The following is a 15,946-nucleotide window of genomic DNA, read 5'->3' as shown; positions in this document are numbered from 1 at the left end:
ATGTAACAGCAATGCTCTTTTATATTTATTGAAAAGTAAGTTCTTTTTATTCAGCGTGAAGCCAAGCTTTCTTAGCTAGAAGTTCTTCTTCTGATTCTACAACTTCTTCATCTTCCACACAGCAATCTACCGGACAAACTGCCGCACACTGTGGCTCATCATGGAAGCCTTTACATTCCGTACATTTGTCCGAAACGATATAATATACCTCATTAGAAATGGCATCTTGGGATTCATTAGCGTCTAATGTTACACCATCTCCAAAATCAATCAAACCATCTAAAGCTGTACCATCAGAAAATTTCCAAGATACACCTGCATCATATATAGCGTTGTTCGGGCATTCGGGTTCGCATGCCCCGCAATTTATACACTCGTCTGTAATTTTAATTGCCATTTATCACCTCACAATTATAATAAATAAACTAATTTTGTCTCGTCCTTGAAATAACACTACAAAGTTAGTAGTTATTTTTAAACACAGGCAAATATACTTTAAAAAAAAATCAGAACGGTTCTAAATTAAAAGATTTTGACACAGAAACAACGAATAGATGCCTTTGTAGCATTGGGTAAACTACTCGCTTCCGACCAAGAAAAGATAAACAATGTTTTGCAACAGGCTGCTTTTAAAAATCCTTGGTATACCCCAGCGAATACTAAAAAGCAATTTCAGGTTTGGTCTTCCAATCTCACCGCTGAGAAACTTACACCATGGATAGCTTCCTACCCGTTTGGCGAATCCGACAAGGTTGTGGGATTGATATTAGCAGGCAATATCCCTTTAGTGGGTTTCCATGATATCCTTTGTGTGCTTCTAGCTGGTTTTCATGCACAAATTAAATTATCTTCGGACGATGCCGGCCTCACAAAATTCGTTCTTGACGAACTCATCACCATAGAGCCTGCCTTTGAAAAGAAAATTCAATTAGTCGAAAGGCTGCAACAATATGACTTAATTATTGCCACCGGAAGTGACAATAGTTCGCGGTACTTTGATTATTACTTTGGGAAAAAACCGCATATCATTCGAAAAAATAGAAACGCAATTGCTATCCTAACAGGTAGGGAATCTAAGGGACAATTAAAAGCCTTGGGAGCTGATATTTTTGATTATTTTGGGCTCGGATGTCGTTCGGTTTCAAAACTGTACATTCCTCAAGGGTACGACTTCCATTTGTTTTTTGAAGCTATGGAAGATTATAACGCCGTCAAAGAACACCATAAGTATGTCAACAATTACGATTACAATAAATCCATCTATTTAATTAACGGCGACCGGCATTTCGATAATGGTTTTATGTTGCTCAAGGAGGACATACGGTTTACTTCTCCATTGGCAACTGTATTTTTTGAAGAATATGAGCAACTTGATCCTGTTAGGGCACAATTGGAAGCACAAGCGGATAAAATACAGTGTATCGTTACCGAAGCCACAATAGAAACAGGTATTCCGACGTTTCCTTTAGGAGGTAGCCAATGTCCTGCTTTAACGGACTACGCTGACGGAGTAGATGTATTGAAATTTCTTTCTGAAAAAAAATGATAACTTTGTTAGGATGTATGTAATTAAAGTTAAAGGCGTGGCGAAAATCCCCGATTATGTCCAACTGCGGGACGAAGCATTTACTTTATTGGCCTATTTTCGTGTAGATAGACCAGATAAATCCTTAGAAAAAATAGGGTTAGGTGACAAAGCCGACTATATCATGCAGATTGTAACGGAAATGCCCTTTGGTCAAATAAAAAAAATAGATGTATAAAACAGTATGACGACAGCAAACAATACAGTTATCAAATTAAAAAACGTAGATATATACCAACAAAAACATTTGGTGCTATCGCATGTTAACCTCGACATCAACCAAGGCGAATTCATCTATTTGATCGGTCAATCCGGAACGGGAAAAAGTAGTTTATTGAAAATAATATACGGGGATCTTTATATTACCAGCGGCGAAGGAATGGTAGCAGGCTTCGACCTTAAAAAACTCCACGAAAACGATGTCCCGTATCTTCGCAGAAAACTAGGCATTGTCTTTCAAGATTTCCATCTATTGAATGATCGAACAGTAGAAAAGAACCTCGAATTTGCTTTGAAAGCAACCGGCTGGACAGACCGTGGACTGATCGAAAACCGGATGTTGGATGTATTGGAAAAAGTAGGTTTACGCTCTAAATTGCGTAAAATGCCGCACGAACTATCAGGCGGTGAACAACAACGAGTGGTAATCGCCCGGGCGCTATTAAACAATCCCGAAATTATCCTTGCGGATGAGCCAACCGGAAATCTTGACCCAGCGACCTCCGAAGAAATCGTACTTCTATTAAGAGATATTGCAGCATCAGGAACAGCCGTGTTGATGGCAACACACGATTACCAGATTATAAAAAACATGCCTGCGCGGATTATTAAAACCGCAGATACCGCCCTATATGACGAGGTAACTCTATAGGACATTACACTGACAGAACATCACGAAACCGACATTTTGGTAGTTTATCTCCGAATAGACTGACAGGGTGTCGGTTTTATTTGTGTTGGCAATATTATTGAACATATATTACGAATATTAATGTAGGCTATATTATAGATATGATGAACGAACAGGAAAACAATATTCAAGACGAAAATTTAGCGTCTGTTGACTCCACTTCGGAAGAAAATACGGTACAACCAGAAGAAACAGCGGAAGAACGTTTACAGCAGGAATTAACAAATGCGAATGATAAATATACACGCCTGTTTGCTGAGTTTGATAATTATAAAAAGAGAACTTCTAAAGAACGGGTAGAGCTTATACAAGCTGCCAGTAAAGACGTTTTGATTAAGATTTTACCTATTCTCGACGACTTTGACCGCGCTTTGGCAGCCATGGAAACAGCGCAAGAGGTAGCTCCGGTAAAAGAAGGTGTCGAATTGGTTAGCCAAAAGTTCAAAAAAACATTGGCAAATGAGGGATTGAAAGAAATGGAAAATCTTATCGGACAACCTTTTGATGCCGAATATCAGGAAGCCATTACTGCCATCCCTGCCCCATCAGAAGAATTAAAGAATAAAATTATAGATGTAGTAGAAAAAGGTTACTTCCTCCATGATAAAGTAATCCGCTTCGCAAAGGTGGTAATAGGTCAATAAGAAAATGTCAAAAAGAGATTATTACGATATATTAGGTGTTTCAAAATCTGCAGAGGCATCTGAAATCAAGTCTGCATATCGCAAACTCGCGATAAAATATCACCCGGATAAAAATCCGGATGATAAAGAGGCAGAAGAGAAATTTAAAGAAGCTGCAGAAGCTTATGAAATATTAAGCAATCCAGAAAAACGCCAACGATATGATCAATTTGGTCATGCGGGCAATTCTGCTTCCGGCTTCGGTGGAGGCGGCGGGATGAATATGGAAGATATCTTCAGCCAGTTTGGAGATATTTTCGGTGGAGGCCATCCTTTCGAGAGCTTTTTTGGAGGAGGAGGCCGCAGCGGAGGAGGCCGACGTGTTCAGCGCGGCACTAATCTTCGTATTAAAGTAAAACTGACTTTAGAAGAGATTGCTAAAGGCGTAGAAAAGAAAGTTAAAGTAAACAAGCAGGTACAGTGTCATACCTGTAGCGGTACGGGAGCAAAAGACAAATCATCGCATCAGACCTGTAAAACCTGTGGTGGTGCGGGATCTGTCCGGCGTGTAACGAACACCATTCTCGGACAAATGCAAACGACCAGCACCTGTCCAACTTGTAATGGCGAGGGGGTAGAAATTACTTCCAAATGTACTACCTGTCGTGGCGAGGGTTTAGAAAGAGGAGAAGAAACGATAGCGATCAACATCCCTGCAGGCGTAAGTGAGGGCATGCAGCTGTCGATGAGTGGAAAAGGAAATGCGGCACCAAGAGGCGGGATTCCTGGAGATCTAATCATTCTTGTCGAAGAGATTCCGCATGAAACTTTAAAACGGGATGGCATTAATATCATCTATGATCTATACATTAATTTTGCTGACGCAGCCCTTGGTACTAGCGTAGAAATCCCTACTATCGACGGGAAAGCAAAAATAAAAATTGATCCGGGAACGCAGGGTGGAAAAATCTTGCGCTTAAAAGGCAAAGGTGTGCCAGAGGTCAATTCTTATCATAAAGGAGATCAATTAGTATACGTGAACGTATGGACTCCAAAAGCTGTCTCTCCAGAAGAGCGGTCTGTCCTAGAAAAGTTAAAATCGTCTGCAAATTTTAAACCCCAACCGGGGAAGAGTGAAAAATCATTCTTTGAGCGGATTAAAGAATATTTTGAATAAATCCACAATAATTCTATTTTAAGTAAGCCCCGGGTAAATTCCGGGGTTTTTCTTTTATACGTCTTCTTTAAATCAGCTGAAGCCACATGGCATGTAATCGGGTTTTATTACAGCTGGAACAAAAACGCCTGTGAGTTGTTCAAAATAGACAAAGTATACGGTATGATAACAACCCAGGAACAAAAACAAGCGTCGGCAGCTTTTTATCGAGAAGCACTCCAAGTTTTGCGCGACGGCGACTGTCAGTTTATGCTGGGAGGAGCTTTTGCCATGTTTCATTATACGGGTATATTCCGCGACACTAAAGACTTGGATATTTTTTGTAAAAGTAGTGAATACCCTAAAATCTTGAAGTATTTCGCTGCTCAAGGTTACGAGACTCAATTAACCGATGTACGTTGGCTAGCGAAGGTATTTCATGGCGAATATTTTATAGACATTATTTTTGACACCGTCAATAATATATGTACCGTAGATGATTCCTGGTATGAAAGGGCATCTCGCGGTACATTTATGGATATACCTGTAAAATTCATACCGGTGGAAGAGCTAATTTGGTGTAAAATATATGTACAGAACCGCGAACGGAATGATAATGCGGATATTAACCATATCCTATTAAAATACGGGAAAAATGTAAACTGGGAACTACTCTTACGGCGAATAGATCCTCATTGGCATTTGTTATTAGCACAGTTGCTTATTTTCCAGTTTGTTTATCCCGCAGATTACCGCGACATCGTTCCTAAATGGCTTTTTGATCAGCTTATTTCCCGTGCAAACGAGCAATATGACCTTCCTCCCCCCTTGGAGAAAGTCTGCCGTGGTCCCTTAATTGACCAAACCCAATATCAAGTAGACATTAAGGAATGGAATTATAAAACGTGTACCATAACGACGATTTAATACGATGACTAAAAGAAAGAAAACCAAAATTGCAGCTATGGGTGATATCCATACGAAAATAACCGATCAAGGAATTTTGCGCAACACTTTCGAGCAAGCGTCAGAAGAAGCGGATGTGTTAATTATCTGCGGAGATTTAACCGATACCGGAGACGAGGAAGAAGCAAAGATTCTGGGAGAACAATTGAATGCGTTGAAAATACCAGTTATCGGAGTTCTCGGAAATCACGATTTTGAAAAAGGTCGACAGCGGATTATTAAACAGATTCTCTCCGAACATGGTATGCTAATTCTAGACGGGGAATCTGCGGTAATAGAAAACGTGGGGTTCGCAGGTACCAAAGGGTTTGGAGGCGGGTTTGATCAGTATATGCTTTCCATATTTGGTGAAGATATGATGAAGCAATATGTACATGAAGTCGTCCAGGAGTCACTGCAACTAGATCGTGCGCTTACCCGTCTAGAACAAGAGTTTCCCGAGTTACCTAAGGTAGCTATTTTACATTACGCGCCGATTAAGGAAACCATTGAAGGTGAACCAGAGCAAATATTTCCTTTCTTAGGATCTACTCATCTCGTCGAACCGCTCGTCCGACGGCAAGTTGCCGCAGCTTTTCATGGACATGCCCATTCCGGAAAGCTGTATGGACATACAACAACTAAAATACCGGTATATAATGTCGCGTTACCGGTATTAAGAAAAGAACTTGCAAATGCGCCTTATTTGATCGTGGAAGTATAGTTAACACTCCCCTATCCTGCCATTATAGCACTGTCATCACAGCCGGATTTCTGCCAAATTGCCTCCCTCCTCGCGATTGCCGTCATACAATAAATTATTTGTTTACAACAATTTCATCTTCCGTTAAAACTAAGTTCATCCAAATCAATTGGTTGCACAAACAAACAATTTGGTGACATTCTAAACGGTCAACTGGCACATCTATTGAATAAACTGAACATGATTGACAAAAAGTCAAATCAAGAAAATTAAATTAATTCAATTAACATGAAAAAGTTTTATTTAACATTAGCAGCTGTAGCAGCTTTGACATTTGCTTCACAAGCACAAACTGAAAAAGGAAAATTTATTGTTGGTGGCGGACTAGGATTTGATACGGAATCGGTAAAAGACACGGACAATAAATCTACTAGTTTCAATATCATGCCTTCTGCAGGTTATTTTGTAGCTGACAATATTGCTGTAGGTTTGGGCTTAGGTTACCAATGGAGCAAAACTGAAGAAGGTGTAAACGAGTCTACTACAGGATTATTTTCCGTTGCGCCGTTCGGAAGATGGTATTCTGCAAATGGTCCGGTAAGATTCTTCGGTCAACTTTCTGCTCCTATGGGATGGGGAAACATGAAAGAAAATGGTGATAAAGTAGGTAACGTGTCAAGCTACGGTGTTGAACTTGCTCCGGGTATTGCGTATTTTCCTACATCAAAAATCGGTTTAGAGTTTAAAGTAAGAGGTTTATATTATAACTCAAACAATATCGAACCTACTGGAGAAGCAAAAACCACTGTTAATACTTTCGGCTTAAATGCTAACTCCCTAGCGCCGACAGTAGGTGTACAATTTTATTTCTAATAAAATCGTCAGCACATATGTAAAAAGAGCCGGTCTTTTGGACCGGCTCTTCTTTTTTGCAATGTGTTATTAGAACGAATCTATCGCTGCATTGAATGTCGCCGATGGGCGCATCGCTTTTGAAGCTAAGGCATCATTCGGAAAATAATATCCGCCAATTACTTGTGGCTGGCCTTGCGCTCCAATCAACTCCTCATTGATTTTTGCTTCATTTCCTGCTAACGCTTTCGCTAAATCAGCAAACTTATCGGCTAACACGCCATCATCGTTTTGTGCGGCTAATGCTTCCGCCCAATATAAAGCTAGATAGTAATGTGACCCGCGGTTATCAATCTGTCCAACCTTACGTGCTGGCGATTTATCATTGGCTAAGAACTTTTCCGTTGCTACGTCTAATGCGTCGGCTAGTACTTGCGCTTTCGCATTTTGTTGTGTTTGCGACAAATGTTCAAACGATGCACCTAACGCTAAGAACTCACCTAAGGAATCCCAGCGAAGATAACCTTCGCCTACAAATTGCTCTACGTGCTTCGGTGCTGATCCACCTGCTCCGGTTTCGAACAAACCTCCTCCATTCATCAACGGGACGATAGATAACATTTTCGCGGAAGTTCCTAATTCTAGGATAGGGAATAAATCAGTCAGGTAATCCCGTAATACGTTCCCTGTTACGGAGATAGTATCTAAGCCCTGCCGGATACGCGCTACCGAGAATTTTGCAGCGTCGATCGGCGATAATATCTGAATATCCAATCCGGATATATCGAAATCGGCTAAGTATTTATTTACTTTCTTAATGATCTCGCGGTCGTGCGCACGATTCTCATCTAACCAAAAAACTGCTGGGGTATCTGAAAGACGTGCCCGGTTAACGGCTAATTTCACCCAGTCTTGGATAGGTGCATCTTTCGTTTGACACATGCGGAATACATCCCCTTCTTCTACGGGTTGCTCCATGAATACATTTCCTGAAGCATCCACCACGCGAATAGTACCTTTAGCTACGGCTTGGAAAGTCTTGTCGTGCGAGCCATATTCCTCTGCTTTTTGCGCCATCAGCCCAACGTTTGGAACTGATCCCATGGTCGTAGGATCATACGCGCCGTTTGCTTTACAGTCTTCGATAACCGCGGCATAAACACCCGCATAAGAACGATCCGGAATAACGGCAAACGTATCTTGTTGTTTTCCTTCTTTGTTCCACATCTGGCCTGAAGTACGGATCATGGCTGGCATGGAAGCGTCAACAATTACATCAGACGGCACATGCAAATTGGTAATACCTTTATCAGAATTGACCATGGCCAAATCAGGACCATTCGCAATCGCTGCCTCAATCGCTGCTTTCACTTCTGCTTCCTGCGGCTGGCCAGCGATCTTAGCATATACTTCACCTAAACCGTTGTTTTTGTTAATTCCAAGATTCGCAAATAAATCAGCGTATTTAGTAAATACATCGTGAAAATAAACTTCGACTATCGCGCCAAATATGATGGGATCAGACACCTTCATCATCGTTGCTTTCAAATGAGCGGAAAACAACACGCCTGCTGCTTTCGCTTCCGCAATAGTATTCGCAACAAATGCTTTGAGTTTTGCCAGGTTCATGACGGAGGAGTCAATAACTTCTCCCGCTTTCAAATTTGCTAAACCTTTTAATTCTTTTACATTTCCGTTTTCTCCTACAAATTCAATTTTGAATTGCGTATCGCTATCGACTGTAACCGATTTTTCTGTCGCATAAAAATCACCCTCCGACATGGAGGCTACTTTTGTTTTGCTATCTGCTGACCAAGCCCCCATGCTATGTGGATTAGCTTTCGCATAATTTTTCACGGCTTTCGGCGCTCTACGATCCGAGTTTCCTTCCCGCAACACTGGGTTTACCGCCGAACCTAACACTTTCGCATAGGCTGCCTTTATCGTTTCTTCATCTTCATTCTCTGGTGTGTCGGGATAGTTAGGTACATTATAACCCGCTTTCTGTAATTCCGCAATCGCTCCTTTTAGTTGAGGTATCGACGCTGAAATATTAGGCAGCTTGATAATATTAGCCTCAGGTGTGGTCGCTAATTGCCCTAGTTCTGCAAGCGCATCAGCTACTTTTTGATCTGGAGCTAAGTAATTGGAAAAGTTGGCCAATATACGTCCAGCTAAGGAAATATCTCTTAATTCTATTTCGATATCGGCTGTTTTCGCAAACGCCTGAACGATGGGTAAAAACGAATAAGTTGCCAATAACGGCGCTTCATCTGTCTTTGTGTAAATAATTTTGGATGACATAATTTTCAATTGAAATAAAAATTCGCCTAAAGATACGTATTTGCACGCAAAAATAGAAGTGTGAAAGGGATCCATGTTATGCATTTTTGTTTATTTTTAACGGCAGACATGCGCTCATTTAAAATTCCGTTCGTGAATGCGAAGCATTTTATTTAGGTTTAACATCAAATTACGCACACCATGCTAGACATCCGTCATATTGTGAAGCAATATAGTCAACATCGTGCTTTAGATGATGTATCACTGCACGTACCCAGCGGCAGTATCTTTGGTCTTCTAGGACCCAACGGCGCTGGAAAAACTTCTCTTATACGCATTATTAATCAGATTACAGCCCCTGATCGCGGCGAAATCTATTTCGATGGCGAACTTCTTCAGCCTAAACATATCGAACGAATCGGCTATCTTCCTGAAGAGCGAGGCCTATATAAAAAAATGAAAATAGGCGAACAGATGCTGTATTTGGCGCAGCTCAAAGGGCTTTCGAAAACTGATGCCACACAGCGTATACGAACATGGTTTGAAAAATTACAGATCGGCAGCTGGTGGGATAAAAAAGTAGAAGACCTGAGTAAAGGCATGCAACAAAAGGTGCAATTCGTGGCGACGGTGGTACACGAACCTGATTTGATCATTCTTGACGAACCTTTTTCGGGTTTTGACCCTGTCAACGCGCAGACTATACAGCAGGAGATTTTAGAACTAAACCGTAAAGGCGCAACGATAATCTATTCCACCCATCGGATGGAATCGGTGGAAGAACTTTGCGATAATATTGCCCTGATCAATAAGTCAAAAAAGGTACTAGATGGTTCTGTACACGAAATAAGAAGTTCTTACCGGAACCAGATCTATACCATCGAATTTAAAACTCCGGAGGCCGCCGTCTCCTCTTTGACAGCGTCATCGCTATTCGACGTAATTGATGCACGACAAAGTGCAGAACACCATGAAGTTACTATTCGTTTAAAAGACGGCAACTCACTAAATGACACTTTACTATATCTTATCCCTCAAGTAGAGATACAGCAAATAAAGGAAGTTATCCCATCGATGCACGACATTTTTATTGCCAACGTTACCGAATCGTCCACCAATAAGTTTTCCCATTATGAATAAGATACTATTAATCATCAATCGGGAGTACTTTAGCCGTGTGAAAAAGAAATCTTTTTTACTGATAACGTTTTTGGTCCCCATACTGTTTATCGGCATGTACGCCGCGATCTTTTTTCTTACGAAACAGAGTTTCGAGGACAACCATGCTATTGTACATATCATAGACGAAGAAGGATCCGTTGCGGGCCAACTGAAAAGCCATAAAAACATTACGTACTCCTCGTCAAACACCGACCTACAGGAACAGATCAGTCATCTAAAAAATGGCGCCAAAAACACGAATTTATTAATTATACCTACAGATTTTTATACGCATAGAAAAATTGAGTTGCTATCTTCAGGCAAACCCAATATTAGCACACAAAACGAAATCAGATCACAACTCCAAGAAATTATCCGGGATGCCCAATACAGAAAAATGGGATTGAATGTGGATAGCATCCGTAACATCGATGACCGCATCCATATTGCATCGAAAGAAATTACGGAAACGGGAGACGCTAAGGATAGCCATACGGAGGTTGCCATGGGTATCGCTATGGGATTGTGTTTCCTCATTTATCTTTCCCTCGTCCTGTTTGGCAACCAGGTAATGCGGGGCGTGATCGAAGAAAAATCTAATCGCATTGTCGAGGTTGTTATTTCCTCGGTAAAGCCGTTTCAATTAATGATGGGCAAGATTATCGGCATCGGCATGGTGGGGATGACGCAATTTATACTTTGGATTGCGCTGTCTTTACTATTAATGGGAACCTTCTCTACCACTTTATTTAATGACGCAGAAACGACCCAACAGGCAATCAGCCACGATATGATTGAGAGGCCGGGTAATGTATCCACTGACCGTGCAGATTATAACTGGATAACCGCACTCGATTCCATAAACTTCCCGGAACTTATTACCTGTTTTTTTATTTTCTTTTTAGGCGGATACTTCCTTTATAGCGCTTTATTCGCCGCTGTGGGCTCCGCTGTAGACAGTGAAACAGAAGCCGGACAATTTACAGTACCAATCACCATGCCCCTATTGATACCTTACGTATTGTCTTTCGGTGTATTAATCAACGATCCGCATGGAAGCATCGCGACCTGGCTGAGTATGATTCCATTTACCTCACCCATTGCGATGCTGGTGCGCATTCCTTTTGGCGTGCCTACTTGGCAAATTGTTCTGTCGGCCTCGCTGCTCGTTGGTGGGTTTATACTCACCACCTGGTTTGCCTCTCGTATATACCGGGTGGGTATATTGATGTATGGAAAAAAAGCGAGCCTGAAAGAGCTTCTGAAATGGTTTAGATATAAGGATTAGGTGTCTCAAACTCTTAAAAAAATCACATAATTGACTATGACAACATCTCAAAACACAGAAAAGAAAAAGTCGGGAGTTTTCGGAAAAATCCTGGCGTGGCTACTTATCATCGTATTTTTAACTGTCGGAGGCTTCGTTTATTATAAATACTATTTCGTATTTGGGGAAGGCGTAAAATCGGGTTATCTTAATTTCGCGGTAAAAAAGGGCAACCTATTCAAAACGTATGAAGGAAAATTAATTCAAGAGGGTTTAAGAGCACAAACCGGCACCGGTGTATCAAGTAATGAATTTGAGTTCTCTATCGAGAACGATTCGATCTTCAAGATACTGGAGCTAAACGGCGGCAAATATTTTGATCTCCATTACAAAGAATACCATGGCGTATTACCGTGGCGCGGTAACACACGCTATGTCGTGGACCAGGTGATTAATATGAAGTAAGGAGGTTTATTTTTAGGGGATAAAAATTATCTCATTATAAATGAAGTTCTTTGCTACATATCCACGCTTTTTGTATAAAAATATTTGGAGTATATACAGAATTGTTCTACTTTTGTGACATCAAAATCACGGTGGGTATAGCTCAGTTGGTTAGAGCACTAGATTGTGGTTCTAGGGGTCGTGGGTTCGAGCCCCATTACTCACCCGAAAAGCTTCTCTGAAAAGAGGAGCTTTTTTTTAGCCAGCTGTATTTCAGCGCTCGGGAGTATTACACCTCCAGCTAGTATGTCATGTGTAATACGGGCTTTAACCATAGCGATATAAATTCTTTGTCATCGCCAATAACGATAACACAATTATTTATAAACTCAACAGCATTACCGTTCTTTTCTGGGCTTCCAATACATAGCCAGCCACTTTGGACATTAATAAACATTGGCAAATCATCTTTGCCACTCTGTAAGAAAAACCTCCCTCTATATTACCCGCAACTTTCAAAGTACCGGTCTTATAATGGGGCGGTTCAAAATTAGATTTTTGCCATTCTTTATATCCACAAAAACCACGAAGCTGAACAATCTTATTATCACCATCAACTGCCGATAAGCTTAACTTGTTTATCACGACATCAAAATTGATCTCTTGTATTGAGGGTTCTGTATTAAAGGAAAATTCATCTGTATCGTAGGTTAGTCGTTTAGAGTGATCTATAAAACCTGTATAATCAATTATAAACTTCATAGGTTGTTAGTTGCCGAAATTAAAATGATAAACGACATTTGTTTTAGGGTTAATACCTAATTCCCACATTCCTTGAGCCCCTCTAAATGTACCCGGCACCTTCCAATTTACACCTCCTTTAAAAGTAGCGTCAATACTTTGGAAGATCTTTAGGGAAAAAACATATTTTAAGGTCGAACGTAATATTGGTTTCTGTTATGAATGCATTATAACGTTTATCAAAATGTATCCAAGGTATACTTTCTTCCCGATTACTCAGCAATACTACACATAAAAATTTACAAACATACTCCTCTGTATACTTTTTCAAAACAGGAATTTTAGGTTCTAATATGTTCAATAAATAATTTAATTGATCTGCAAAGGAGTTTTCGTCATTAACAGGCGCATCAAATATTAATCCTTTATGTGAAGCTGTCAAAGACGAGATCCCATCTAACAATTGTCCTTTATTATCGATTGTACGAGGTTTTATGCCTAACGAGGTGGAAATATCCGTATCATTTAGATTTTCGTCTCCCCAAATACAAAAGCTTAAATTCAAATAATTTTTGTTCATGTACAGGTCATTTATTTATTCCCCTATTCGGAATCCTTGTTATCCTTTGGATGTTTAGAATTTTACATTTAAGTTTATTCATCTATCATTAATAATAAATATCAAAGTCGAATTCTGCATCCACCTCTTTAATGAAATTGTTATAGCGTTCATTAAGTTGTATAGACGTATCAGCAGGCTTCTCGTCCGAAAAGAAAATCGCACATGAAAATTCACACTCGTATTTTTGAGCGTACCTCTTCAACTTAGCTATTCTCGGCTCCAGTACATCTAAAATTCCATTAAGTTGCCCCTCGAAAGAGCGCAGCTTGCCATAGTTTACTCTATAAACCCATCCGTTGTTTTTCGCTTCTCGAGGACTGCGCGGGCTCATTGGCTCTCCTTTAACATAAACTTTATAGGGCACTAAACCCAGGGAGTCAGATATATCATCGTGACTTATATCTTCGTAACCTCTGATAGTAAAACTAATGCTAATTTCTTTATTAAACCTCGTCATCCTTTCGATATACTTCTATTACCCGTTCTAATTTCATTTTTTATTAAATTTTGTATTATTGAAGCAATGGTCGAAATTTGATTAATGTCCCCCTATCGCTTGATAAGGAGAATACTGATGAAAACGAAAAGTGTCTTGAATAGCATCTTCTTTACCATTGTAATGGTTAAACCGTTCTGTTAATATAAATTTAACTTAAATTATCAATATCTTACAAATTAATTTTTCAACAAAAATTTATTAAATAAAAACCCCCCGAGAACTAATATTCCCGAGGGCTCTTTTAAAAAATGACCAAACCTAAAAATGCAAAGCGCTACTTATCTTCGCGGCCGTCGCCGGCCCTCCAACAATCTACTAACGAGGTAACTCACCGTTGCTCCTACCGCAGCAAGAACCGCCGTCTGCAACATATTACTCCAGTCGAAGCTGTTCCAGACCGAGCAGAGCGTGCCGCCCAGTGTGCCCAGCTGCACATTACTCAGCGGCTTCATCGCTATCCTCCTTTCCCGCGGTTTCGGCCGGACCCGATTCCTCCTGCTCCTGGTCGAGTACCGTCTCGATGATCCCGAGTCCTACCGCCACATATTTCAGTACCTGCAAGGCCTTTACCGGCAACTTGATCGGCGCCAGCAGTACCACTTGTACCACCTGGCTAATTTTTCTAATAATCTTTTTCATCGTCGTTCTTTTTTGATTTACGTTTTACTTTAGGCTCAGGTTGAATCATATCCTGCAGCACTACATACACCTCCTCTTTTTCCATCGCGGCAGCCAGCCGCTTGTAGAGGGACACATAGGCATCTCTGGACTGGCGGGTTTCATACTCTTTGATTTTCTTGAGGTATTTCATCTTATTACCGACCAACAGGCAGCCTGCCGTATCCGAGAAATTGTTGCCCATGTGGATGTAGATGTAGGAATAGTTCGGCACATTTTGGAGCTGTATCATCCCCCTGTGAAAACCGGGGAATAGCTTGCTGTAGCGGCTGTTCATCCCGCCATAGCGGTTGAATTCGAGCTTATAGCGCCCTGCAGGGATCGCTGTGCTGCCCTTGATCTTCTTGTAACGCACAGAATCTTCTAAGCCATAGCAGACCAACTCATTATCGATATAGAGTTCAGACAGGGTACTGTTCTTCCCCTGCCTGACACGTTTTACGTGGAGTTCGACCATAATCCTAACTAGCGGATAACATGGGTTGCCATTTCCGACCAATCCGAGCGCCCATAGCCGTTTATGGCCCGAACCCGTACCCCGTACCGTTGAAAAGGTATCAGCGGCGCGATAATGTTGAGACGGGAGGAACTGGTGATATACGATTCGCTCCATTCGTCCGGCTGACCGTTCGCATCGACCTGACATACCTGGTATTCGTAGACCTTGGCCGATGGGTTGTGGTAAAAATCCAGGCGCATCTGTCCCTGCTGGCGCCCGTCGCGGAGGGTAATCCCTGTGACGACCACAGGCACATCGCCCTTCTGCGGTAGACTCGAGACGGGAAAACCCGAGCTCAGCAGTTTGGGCAAACTGCCGTCCGCGGTCTGCGTCACATAAAAAGCAAGGCGCTTGAGCATCTGCTCCGTGGCCTTTCGGGCGTCGTTCTTGGCCGCCGTGTCCTCCGGGCTGCCGCGCCGCCTGGCCATGGACAGCTTATGCTCGTAATCGTGCAGTATTTCGGTTACCGTTTCCAGAGCGGGCTCCGGGGTAACGAAATTTGGATTGTCGGTCATCGCCAGTAAGACTGCCTTACCTCGGACCAATACGGCTTCATCACTTTCCCTTCTGAAACCGCCCAATGCTTGTTGTTTAAAGCTCATAACATATTTGTTTTTACCAGCAGGGTCCATTCCCTGGCTGTGTGACAAAAGTGGCCCGAGCATGAAAACTTTAAGGAAAAATGCGGACAGATGAGCACAGATGCGGACAGATGCGTACGCATTTGCGGCCGCTGTCTTCATATTGAGCAACAACAAGAGCATGACGAGGCCCCTCTTTGTCCTGACGACGGACTACTGTACGCTGTTGAGGCTCCTCGATGCCACATCGAGGGGCCTCAATAACAGGCGGAGGTACCGATCTATCAACAAGACGTCCCTCAATAGCTATATGTCGTGCGTCCCGGAGCTCTTGAGGGACGTCGACGTCATGTCGAGGGACCTCAATAAGATATTGACGTTGCTCAAAACGTTATCG

Annotated in this window: 19 protein-coding genes and 1 tRNA gene; 12 read left to right on the top strand and 8 right to left on the bottom strand. The window is 41.6% G+C overall.

From position 1 onward, the window contains the following. Positions 1 to 46: 46 nt before the first annotated feature. Positions 47 to 397, bottom strand: coding sequence for a 4Fe-4S dicluster domain-containing protein (locus LKO28_RS00390; RefSeq protein ID WP_227692525.1), 351 nt, complete (start codon positions 395 to 397; stop codon positions 47 to 49). Between the two features lie 135 nt (positions 398 to 532). Between LKO28_RS00390 and LKO28_RS00385 the strand changes: the two genes are divergently transcribed. The 8 genes from LKO28_RS00385 to LKO28_RS00350 all read left to right on the top strand — a co-directional run bounded on the left by LKO28_RS00385 (position 533) and on the right by LKO28_RS00350 (position 6,795). After that, on the top strand, positions 533 to 1,546 hold the full coding sequence (locus tag LKO28_RS00385; RefSeq protein ID WP_227692522.1) for an acyl-CoA reductase: 1,014 nt from the start codon (positions 533 to 535) through the stop codon (positions 1,544 to 1,546). A gap of 13 nt (positions 1,547 to 1,559) precedes the next feature. Further along, on the top strand, positions 1,560 to 1,763 hold the full coding sequence (locus LKO28_RS00380) for a fructose-6-phosphate aldolase (RefSeq protein ID WP_227692520.1): 204 nt from the start codon (positions 1,560 to 1,562) through the stop codon (positions 1,761 to 1,763). 6 nt (positions 1,764 to 1,769) lie between these two features. After that, positions 1,770 to 2,456, top strand: coding sequence for a cell division ATP-binding protein FtsE (locus LKO28_RS00375; RefSeq protein ID WP_227692519.1), 687 nt, complete (start codon positions 1,770 to 1,772; stop codon positions 2,454 to 2,456). A 143-nt stretch (positions 2,457 to 2,599) separates the two neighbouring features. Continuing rightward, the gene (locus tag LKO28_RS00370; protein ID WP_227693532.1) at positions 2,600 to 3,139 is read left to right on the top strand and encodes a nucleotide exchange factor GrpE; all 540 of its coding nucleotides are present in this window, start codon (positions 2,600 to 2,602) and stop codon (positions 3,137 to 3,139) included. A 4-nt stretch (positions 3,140 to 3,143) separates the two neighbouring features. After that, the gene (gene dnaJ, locus LKO28_RS00365) at positions 3,144 to 4,295 is read left to right on the top strand and encodes a molecular chaperone DnaJ (RefSeq protein WP_227692518.1); all 1,152 of its coding nucleotides are present in this window, start codon (positions 3,144 to 3,146) and stop codon (positions 4,293 to 4,295) included. 162 nt (positions 4,296 to 4,457) lie between these two features. Further along, a complete protein-coding gene (locus tag LKO28_RS00360) occupies positions 4,458 to 5,201 on the top strand; it encodes a nucleotidyltransferase (RefSeq protein WP_227692516.1) in 744 nt (247 codons plus the stop codon). Positions 5,202 to 5,205: 4 nt separating this feature from the next. Beyond that, on the top strand, positions 5,206 to 5,943 hold the full coding sequence (locus tag LKO28_RS00355) for a metallophosphoesterase (protein ID WP_227692515.1): 738 nt from the start codon (positions 5,206 to 5,208) through the stop codon (positions 5,941 to 5,943). Between the two features lie 267 nt (positions 5,944 to 6,210). Further along, complete coding sequence (locus LKO28_RS00350; protein ID WP_227692511.1) at positions 6,211 to 6,795, top strand: outer membrane beta-barrel protein; 585 nt, start codon at positions 6,211 to 6,213, stop codon at positions 6,793 to 6,795. Positions 6,796 to 6,864: 69 nt separating this feature from the next. Here LKO28_RS00350 and LKO28_RS00345 read toward each other — a convergent pair whose 3' ends face one another. Beyond that, positions 6,865 to 9,078 (bottom strand): NADP-dependent isocitrate dehydrogenase, encoded by a 2,214-nt coding sequence (locus tag LKO28_RS00345; RefSeq protein ID WP_227692507.1) that lies wholly within the window; start codon positions 9,076 to 9,078, stop codon positions 6,865 to 6,867. 180 nt (positions 9,079 to 9,258) lie between these two features. Between LKO28_RS00345 and LKO28_RS00340 the strand changes: the two genes are divergently transcribed. The 4 genes from LKO28_RS00340 to LKO28_RS00325 all read left to right on the top strand — a co-directional run bounded on the left by LKO28_RS00340 (position 9,259) and on the right by LKO28_RS00325 (position 12,155). Then, positions 9,259 to 10,197: an ABC transporter ATP-binding protein gene (locus LKO28_RS00340; RefSeq protein ID WP_227692506.1), complete on the top strand. Its 939-nt coding sequence runs from the start codon at positions 9,259 to 9,261 to the stop codon at positions 10,195 to 10,197. Next, the gene (locus tag LKO28_RS00335; RefSeq protein WP_227692505.1) at positions 10,190 to 11,506 is read left to right on the top strand and encodes an ABC transporter permease; all 1,317 of its coding nucleotides are present in this window, start codon (positions 10,190 to 10,192) and stop codon (positions 11,504 to 11,506) included. The genes LKO28_RS00340 and LKO28_RS00335 overlap by 8 nt, the downstream gene beginning before the upstream one ends. 36 nt (positions 11,507 to 11,542) lie before the next feature. Further along, positions 11,543 to 11,950 (top strand): hypothetical protein, encoded by a 408-nt coding sequence (locus tag LKO28_RS00330; protein WP_227692504.1) that lies wholly within the window; start codon positions 11,543 to 11,545, stop codon positions 11,948 to 11,950. Between the two features lie 131 nt (positions 11,951 to 12,081). Beyond that, positions 12,082 to 12,155 (top strand) — tRNA-His (locus tag LKO28_RS00325). Positions 12,156 to 12,310: 155 nt separating this feature from the next. Here LKO28_RS00325 and LKO28_RS00320 read toward each other — a convergent pair. From LKO28_RS00320 to LKO28_RS00295, 6 genes are all read right to left on the bottom strand, one after another. Next, entirely contained in the window at positions 12,311 to 12,691 is a 381-nt protein-coding gene (locus tag LKO28_RS00320; RefSeq protein ID WP_227692502.1) for a hypothetical protein, read from the bottom strand. 130 nt (positions 12,692 to 12,821) lie between these two features. Then, positions 12,822 to 13,250: a DUF4279 domain-containing protein gene (locus tag LKO28_RS00315; protein ID WP_227692501.1), complete on the bottom strand. Its 429-nt coding sequence runs from the start codon at positions 13,248 to 13,250 to the stop codon at positions 12,822 to 12,824. Positions 13,251 to 13,338: 88 nt separating this feature from the next. Further along, the gene (locus LKO28_RS00310; protein WP_227692499.1) at positions 13,339 to 13,749 is read right to left on the bottom strand and encodes a DUF4279 domain-containing protein; all 411 of its coding nucleotides are present in this window, start codon (positions 13,747 to 13,749) and stop codon (positions 13,339 to 13,341) included. Positions 13,750 to 14,226: 477 nt separating this feature from the next. Then, entirely contained in the window at positions 14,227 to 14,430 is a 204-nt protein-coding gene (locus tag LKO28_RS00305; protein WP_227692498.1) for a hypothetical protein, read from the bottom strand. After that, positions 14,414 to 14,926, bottom strand: coding sequence for a DUF5675 family protein (locus tag LKO28_RS00300; RefSeq protein WP_227693531.1), 513 nt, complete (start codon positions 14,924 to 14,926; stop codon positions 14,414 to 14,416). Before LKO28_RS00300 ends, LKO28_RS00305 begins: the two co-directional genes overlap by 17 nt. Positions 14,927 to 14,934: 8 nt before the next feature. Next, complete coding sequence (locus LKO28_RS00295) at positions 14,935 to 15,570, bottom strand: fibronectin type III domain-containing protein (protein WP_227692496.1); 636 nt, start codon at positions 15,568 to 15,570, stop codon at positions 14,935 to 14,937. Between the last annotated feature and the right edge of the window lie 376 nt (positions 15,571 to 15,946).

This window comes from Sphingobacterium sp. FBM7-1 (assembly GCF_020687765.1).
In the GTDB taxonomy this organism is placed as follows: Bacteria; Bacteroidota; Bacteroidia; order Sphingobacteriales; family Sphingobacteriaceae; genus Sphingobacterium.
This window is presented reverse-complemented; position numbering and strand designations above follow the sequence as displayed.

Coding starts and splice junctions, on each gene's coding strand:
- LKO28_RS00390 (WP_227692525.1), bottom strand. CDS start 397: ATGGCAATTAAAATTACAGACGAGTGTATAAATTGCGGGGCATGCGAA.
- LKO28_RS00380 (WP_227692520.1), top strand. CDS start 1,560: ATGTATGTAATTAAAGTTAAAGGCGTGGCGAAAATCCCCGATTATGTC.
- LKO28_RS00375 (WP_227692519.1), top strand. CDS start 1,770: ATGACGACAGCAAACAATACAGTTATCAAATTAAAAAACGTAGATATA.
- LKO28_RS00370 (WP_227693532.1), top strand. CDS start 2,600: ATGAACGAACAGGAAAACAATATTCAAGACGAAAATTTAGCGTCTGTT.
- dnaJ (WP_227692518.1), top strand. CDS start 3,144: ATGTCAAAAAGAGATTATTACGATATATTAGGTGTTTCAAAATCTGCA.
- LKO28_RS00360 (WP_227692516.1), top strand. CDS start 4,458: ATGATAACAACCCAGGAACAAAAACAAGCGTCGGCAGCTTTTTATCGA.
- LKO28_RS00355 (WP_227692515.1), top strand. CDS start 5,206: ATGACTAAAAGAAAGAAAACCAAAATTGCAGCTATGGGTGATATCCAT.
- LKO28_RS00350 (WP_227692511.1), top strand. CDS start 6,211: ATGAAAAAGTTTTATTTAACATTAGCAGCTGTAGCAGCTTTGACATTT.
- LKO28_RS00345 (WP_227692507.1), bottom strand. CDS start 9,078: ATGTCATCCAAAATTATTTACACAAAGACAGATGAAGCGCCGTTATTG.
- LKO28_RS00340 (WP_227692506.1), top strand. CDS start 9,259: ATGCTAGACATCCGTCATATTGTGAAGCAATATAGTCAACATCGTGCT.
- LKO28_RS00335 (WP_227692505.1), top strand. CDS start 10,190: ATGAATAAGATACTATTAATCATCAATCGGGAGTACTTTAGCCGTGTG.
- LKO28_RS00330 (WP_227692504.1), top strand. CDS start 11,543: ATGACAACATCTCAAAACACAGAAAAGAAAAAGTCGGGAGTTTTCGGA.
- LKO28_RS00320 (WP_227692502.1), bottom strand. CDS start 12,691: ATGAAGTTTATAATTGATTATACAGGTTTTATAGATCACTCTAAACGA.
- LKO28_RS00315 (WP_227692501.1), bottom strand. CDS start 13,250: ATGAACAAAAATTATTTGAATTTAAGCTTTTGTATTTGGGGAGACGAA.
- LKO28_RS00310 (WP_227692499.1), bottom strand. CDS start 13,749: ATGACGAGGTTTAATAAAGAAATTAGCATTAGTTTTACTATCAGAGGT.
- LKO28_RS00305 (WP_227692498.1), bottom strand. CDS start 14,430: ATGAAAAAGATTATTAGAAAAATTAGCCAGGTGGTACAAGTGGTACTG.
- LKO28_RS00300 (WP_227693531.1), bottom strand. CDS start 14,926: ATGGTCGAACTCCACGTAAAACGTGTCAGGCAGGGGAAGAACAGTACC.
- LKO28_RS00295 (WP_227692496.1), bottom strand. CDS start 15,570: ATGAGCTTTAAACAACAAGCATTGGGCGGTTTCAGAAGGGAAAGTGAT.